Below are 6,493 nucleotides of genomic sequence, written 5' to 3'. Positions count from 1 at the left end.
TGAGGCTGGCTCTTTCTTGAAAGAATGCTTCGAGCTTCGCCCGCTCCTTCTCAACTACTTCAACAGGAGCCTTGGATACGAACTGGGAGTCCTCGAGCTTTCTGGATGCTCTTTCGATCTCCGCCTCTACTTTCGCTAGCTGTGCTCGAATGCGTTTGGACTCCTCATCTATATCGAACACTCCGGCTGTCTCTATCCAGATCTGCGCTAGCTGAGCTGCAAGCCGTAACGAACCTTCGCTTCTGGTCGAGTCTCGCTCCTGGTCTAGGATCTTCAGGTGCGAGAGTCCTGCTAGCTTGGTAACTGAAGATCTCAGGATTTCTAGGTCGGAGGCGAGTGCCGAAGGAGATTCTTGCTCGACTCCGGCACCGTCGGTAACGACGACCGAGGCGCGAAGCTTAGTCGAAGGCGAGATACGGTGAGCCGAACGAAACCTGCGGATGGTCGTCACAATGTCTTGGATGCCTTGCATTCGAGCCTCGGCTTCCGGGTCGGCTGAGAAGGCCTCCGCTCGGGGCCATCTCGCGACAATTAGGTGCCCGCTACCTCCCAAGCGCTCCCAGAGCTCCTCGGTCACGTAGGGAATGGCCGGGTGAGCCAGTGCCAGAACCGCTTCTAAGACCTTTGCCAATGCCGCTTTCAATCGGAGCGATGCTTCTTTCGACGTTGTCTCGGCCAGTTGCGACTTGGTGAGCTCTACGTACCAGTCGCAGAACTCGCTCCAAAAGAAAGCATGGATGTGCCGGAGCGCCTCTGCAAAGTTATAACAGTCGAATGCCTCGTCTACTGCTCGGATCGTCTTTCGGAGTCTGGAAAATATCCAGCGGGTCGGCAGGTCGTCGGAGGGAGCTTGCTCAGATAGAGATGCAAGACTCTCGCCTTCCAACGTCAAGCAAACGTAGCGCGAGGCGTTCCATAACTTGTTGATGAAGTGTCTGGCACCCTCGACCCACTCCTCGGAGAGGGGGACATCTTGGCCGGGCGTTGCAGCCCGCGTTAGTGCCCATCTCAAAGAGTCAGCACCATACTTGCCCGCCAGTTCCAAAGGGTCTATCACGTTGCCAAAAGACTTCGACATTTTGCGACCCTTTGAGTCCCGCACCAAGCCGTGGTAAGCAACGTGGTAGAAGGGGACGTCTCCCATGAAGTGGATTCCCATCTGCATCATTCGTGCGACCCAAAAGAAAATAATGTCAAAGCCGGTGTGCAGCATCGAGTTCGGGTAGAACCTTTTTAGGTCCTCTGTTTCTTCGGGCCATCCCAAAGTAGAAAAGGGCCACAGAGCCGAGGAGAACCAGGTGTCTAAGACGTCTGGGTCTTGCTCTATATCTTGGGAGCTACACTGTGGGCATTGATCTGGATCCTCGTTCTCGCAAATCTCGGCCCCGCATGAGTTGCAGTAGAAAACGGGAATCTGGTGTCCCCACCACAGTTGTCTGGAAATACACCAGTCCCTAATGTTCTCTAGCCAGTCCCTGTAGATTTTTACCCATCGCTCTGGAAAGAACTTTGTTCTTCCATCTAGGACCGCTTTTAGAGCTGGCTCGGAGAGAGGCCGAACTTTTACGAACCATTGCTTGGAAACGAGGGGTTCGACTTGGGTTTCGCATCGCTGGCAATGGCCCACGGCATGCGTGTAGGAGCGCTCGGATACTAAAAGTCCCAACTCCTGAAGCTTCTCTTTGATCTTTCTTCGAGCTTCGAAGCGATCAAGCCCCGCGAACTCCCCGCCCTCTTCGTTCAATGTTGCGTCGGGGTTGAAGATGTTGACTATCGGAAGGGAGTGGCGCTCTCCGATCTCGAAGTCGGTGGGATCGTGACCGGGAGTGACCTTGACGGCCCCTGTCCCGAACTCGGGATCCACAGCCTCGTCTTGGATCACAGGGATGCGGCACTGTTTTATTGGCAAGATCACTGATCTGCCAGCGGCAGAGGAGTAGCGCTCGTCGGAAGGGTGGACTGCAACGGCCGTGTCGCCCAGCATGGTTTCGACTCGAGTGGTTGCGACCACGATTCCTTCGGGTGTGCCTTTGCCGGAGTCCGAGTGCGCATAGGGATAGAGGATCTCGACGATCTCGCCCTCGATCTCTTCGTGATCGACCTCTATGTCAGAAAGGGCTGTGTTGCAGCGTGGACACCAGTTGATGATCCGCTCGCCCCTGTAAATGAGCCCTTCCTTGTACAGCCTTACGAAAACTTCTCGTACCGCCCGAGATAGGGCTGGTTCCATCGTGAAACGGGTGCGGCTCCAGTCACAGGAGTTCCCCATTTTTCGCATTTGTTGGAGGATCTCGCCTCCAGCGATTTCCTTCCACTTCCACACCCGCTCCAAAAAAGCCTCTCGGCCCAAGTCGTGACGAGTAAGCCCTTCCTCGGCCAGTTGACGTTCGACGACGTTTTGAGTTGCTATGCCGGCGTGGTCGGTTCCAGGAAGCCATAAGGTGGCATAACCTTGCATCCGTTTCCGGCGAATTGTGGCATCGATGAGGGCGTGTTCAAAGGCGTGGCCCATGTGAAGGCTACCGGTTATGTTGGGGGGCGGAAGGACAATACAGTAGGGCTCTCCATTGGGGTTGATTTCGGGGCGGAAGTATCCTCGGCTCTCCCACACCTCGTACCACTTAGCCTCGGCGATAGACGGTTCGTACGTCTTTGGGAAAGATTGGTCGGATTGTCTAGTGTTTGTTTCTGCCATCTCGAAAGCCTCGAAAGTGCTACGAAACGAGTAAAAACAAGCGTTTGTAGGGACTCGAGAGTTGAAGTCTAAAAAGAACCACCGAGGATGTAGCGAAGATTAGATCAAGGCTGTCGAGCGATCGTGTAAGCCAGATTATGCAGAGCGCTCGGTGGGTTGTTGGGTTCTAGCAGCCTGAGCCTTCGCTTTTGAGTCTTTGGGGATGAGCGTCGGGTTGACGCCGTTCAGCACTGTCTCGCGATCGACGACACAACGGGCTATGTCGGTGCGGCTCGGAATCTCGTACATCACCGAAAGGAGCACCTCTTCCATGATTGCCCGCAACCCCCTGGCCCCAGTTCCTCGTAGGAGGGCCTGGTCGGCAATGGCTTCCAGGGCGTCGTCGGTGAACTCAAGTTCTACCCCGTCGAGCTCAAAAAACTTCTTGTACTGCTTCACTAGCGCGTTCTTTGGCTCTGTAAGAATTCGCACCAGCGACGCCTTGTCCAGGTTGTGGACGGTGCACACCACGGGAAGCCTCCCGATGAACTCCGGGATAAGCCCGTATTTGAGAAGATCCTCGGGCATCACTCTCGAGAGTATCTCTCCAAGATCCTTTTCTTCGGCTCTCCGAATGTCGGCACCGAATCCGAGACTTTTTCGGCCGATCCGCTGTTCGATGATTTTTTCGAGCCCTGCGAAGGCCCCTCCGCAAATGAACAAGATGTTGGTCGTGTCTATCTGAATGAACTCTTGGTGGGGGTGCTTGCGGCCTCCCTGGGGTGGTACCGAGGCAGTAGTGCCCTCGAGGATTTTGAGCAGAGCCTGCTGGACACCCTCGCCTGAGACATCCCGGGTGATCGACGGGTTCTCGGACTTGCGAGCGATCTTGTCAACCTCGTCGATGTAGATGATTCCCCGCTCCGCTCTCTTTATGTCGTAATCAGCGTTTTGGATGAGCTTTAGCAAGATGTTCTCTACGTCTTCGCCTACGTATCCAGCTTCGGTGAGCGCCGTGGCATCGGCGATGGCAAAAGGAACGTCAAGCATCTTAGCGAGGGTCTGGGCTAGAAGGGTCTTTCCACACCCTGTGGGGCCGATTAGGAGAATGTTTGACTTCTGCAGCTCGACCGAGTTGTCGTGATAGGCTCCGGCTTGAACGCGCTTGTAGTGGTTATACACGGCCACAGCGAGAATTTTTTTGGCCGATTCCTGCCCTATCACGTAGTCGTTTAGGAACTCATAGATCTCTTTGGGCTTAGGGATCTCGTCGAGCGCAGGTCCTTGCTGGCTCGCGAGCTCCTCCTCGATGATCTCGTTACATAAGTCGATGCACTCGTCACAGATGTACACGCCCGGGCCAGCTATGAGTTTTTTCACCTGCTTCTGCGATTTCCCGCAGAAACTGCATTTTAGAAGCTCGTCGCCATTTCCAAACTTTGCCACTGTTGCTTCCTGAGTGTTCCCTGAGCCTGAGGTGAAGTGGCCGGCTATCTCAGATCGACTTCAATTCCCTCACAGTTAAAACTTCGTCAATGATCCCATACTCCTTGGCTTCCTCGGCGGTCATGATGAAATCTCTGTCGGTATCCTTCGATACCTTCTCGACCGGCTGACCCGTGTGCTTAGCAAGAATCTCGTCCAAGGTTTTGCGCATCCTTACGATCTCGCGGGCCTGAATCTCGATGTCCACTGCTTGACCGCCTGCTCCCCCATGGGGCTGGTGTATGAGCACCCGGGCGTGGGGAAGGGCGTAGCGCTTTCCCTTTGCTCCAGCAGCGAGAAGAACCGCAGCAGCCGAGGCTGCCTGTCCCATGCAGAAGGTCTGGACATCTGGCTTTATGTACTGCATCGTGTCGTAGATGGCGAAAAGATGTGTAATTTCTCCTCCTGGCGAGTTGATGTACAAGTAGATGTCTTTCTCGGGATCCTCGCTTTCCAAGTAGAGCAAGTGGGCCATGACCGTGTTGGCTACAACCGAGTTGATTTCGTCGTAGAGAAAGATGATGCGCTCGGCGAGTAACTTCGAGAAGACATCGGTGATGTATTCGCCCCGCGGTGTCTGCTCGATGATTCGCGGAATGTAGTAGGCCCTCGGGATCGCTCGGTTCATCTCACTTCTCCTGCCGTTCTGACTGTGTGCTCACTTTTGCTCGGATTTCGCCGGCTTTGGCACTGTTGGTGCTCGATTCTTCGGGCGGTCCTTCGGCCTTTTCCGGCTCTGCGATGTAGAGGTCGCGCCAGGTAATGGCTTCACCGCCCTCTGGGATCAGCACTGCCTTTTCTAAGACCCTCTCGAGCGCTTTGGATCTGATGATACCAGCAGCGAGCGAGCGCGCGGGGCGGCCTTTAGTAAGCTCCTCTTTGACCTTGTCAGCTCTGTCTCCAGCCATAGCTGCGATCGCCGAGGCCTCTCTTTCCAGGTCCTCCTCGGTAGCCACAATTCCTTCCTCCTTGGCAATACGCCGCAAGCACAAGTCCGACTTCAAGTTGAAGATGGCTTGCTTACGCCATTCGTACTCGATCTCACCTCGAGACTTTTCGATAGAACGGGCGTACTGGCCCAAAGAAAGGCCTGCCTGCTGCAGTCGCTCGCTGAAGCGCCTGGCTATATCTGCTACCTCTTCCTCAATGGCTTCTTCGGGGATGTCCGTCTCTATAGCCTCGGCTAGTTTGGAAGCTACAAGGTGGCGTGCGGCGCTTCGGGCCGCGATCTTCTTGGCCAGCTCAAGTTTTTTGCGTACGTCGGATCGCAGTTGATCAACGGTGTCGAACTCCGTGTTGTCCTCTACCCACGCATCGGTGAGCGGTTGAGGCCGGCGCTCTCGTACCTCCTTGACGATCACCGTAAAAGTGGCTTCCTGAGGCTGTCCTTCGTCTGCTTCCTCTCGGCTTTGCGTAGCCGCACGGGCCTCATCGGATGTGGTTGCCTGGCGCACTCTAATGGTGTCGTTGAACTTGAGAATGTCGCCCGGCCGCTTGCTCTCGAGCTCTTTGTCCAGCTTCGGGACTATCGATCCAGACCCCAACTGGTATGAGAAGTCCTTGAGCGAGAGGCCGGGCACGGGCTTGCCGTGAATCTGTCCGGTGATATCTATCAAGACGAAGTCGTTTTCCTTGGCAGGCCTGGCTACCGGCTCCAGCGGAGCTACTCGCTCTCTGAATGCATCGATCTCTCTATCTACTTCTTCGTCAGAAACGGAAAGAGATGGGATCTCGATTTCAAGCCCTTCCCATTTGGGGGTGTCGATCTCTGGCATCACTCTCAGAGTCGCCTCGAAGCAAAGGCCCCCTGTGGAAACATCCACACTCTCGATCTTTGGCTCTGCGACCACCTCGAGATCTTCAACTCGCGCCGCCTCCTCTAAGTAGCGTCCCAGTGAGGAGTTGACTGCTGCTTCGGTAATGGCGCCTCTTCCTAGATGGGCCTCGAGGACCTGTCGGGGAACCCTCCCTTTTCGGAACCCCTTGAGCTTGATGCGACTAGCCAAATCCCTAGCGGCCTTTTCGATTTCAGGTTCGAACTCGTCAGGTTCGACTACGACCTTCAAGCGAACTGTCGAATCGTCGACTCTTTGTGTTTCGGTTTTCACGTCTAGAGACTCCTCCCGGGTGTTCCAAGAATAAGAAGGATTGCTTCTTGAACGGACTTCATATGAATCGTGGAGTTTTTTCACTCGAAATCCTCGCTCAAAATGCTTCATTTAAAAAAAATGCTTTCTTTGGAAAGCAAGTGCATGAGCCGTTCGCAAGTTCGTGTCGTGACGGCCGAGAAGCGCCGAAATTCTTAGTAAGCTCAAGGCGTTGGATGGAGCTGCA

4 protein-coding genes are annotated in these 6,493 nt (G+C 54.8%); all 4 read right to left on the bottom strand.

Annotation, left to right across the window (positions count from 1 at the left end; genetic code table 11):
• Window positions 1–2,695 (bottom strand): valine--tRNA ligase (locus tag C4318_03080; protein ID MER3454127.1); only part of this gene is annotated, 2,695 nt, incomplete at its 3' end.
• Window positions 2,696–2,830: 135 nt separating this feature from the next.
• Window positions 2,831–4,120, bottom strand: a complete 1,290-nt coding sequence (locus tag C4318_03075; protein MER3454126.1) for an ATP-dependent Clp protease ATP-binding subunit ClpX — start codon at window positions 4,118–4,120, stop codon at window positions 2,831–2,833.
• 49 nt (window positions 4,121–4,169) lie between these two features.
• Window positions 4,170–4,787 carry an ATP-dependent Clp protease proteolytic subunit gene (locus C4318_03070; GenBank protein MER3454125.1) on the bottom strand — a complete coding sequence of 206 codons (618 nt, stop codon included), beginning with the start codon at window positions 4,785–4,787 and terminating at the stop codon, window positions 4,170–4,172.
• Window position 4,788: 1 nt separating this feature from the next.
• Entirely contained in the window at window positions 4,789–6,378 is a 1,590-nt protein-coding gene (gene tig, locus C4318_03065; GenBank protein ID MER3454124.1) for a trigger factor, read from the bottom strand.
• Window positions 6,379–6,493: the final 115 nt, after the last annotated feature.

The organism is Acidimicrobiia bacterium, from assembly GCA_040289475.1.
In the GTDB taxonomy this organism is placed as follows: domain Bacteria; phylum Actinomycetota; class Acidimicrobiia; order ATN3; family PSLF01; genus PSLF01.
Note: the sequence above shows the minus strand (reverse complement) of the source record. Positions and strands in the feature narration are given on the sequence as shown.

Bases quoted from the DNA above. Each gene is read 5' to 3' on its own strand.
- tig (MER3454124.1), bottom strand. From the start codon at position 6,378: ATGAAGCATTTTGAGCGAGGATTTCGAGTGAAAAAACTCCACGATTCA.
- C4318_03070 (MER3454125.1), bottom strand. From the start codon at position 4,787: ATGAACCGAGCGATCCCGAGGGCCTACTACATTCCGCGAATCATCGAG.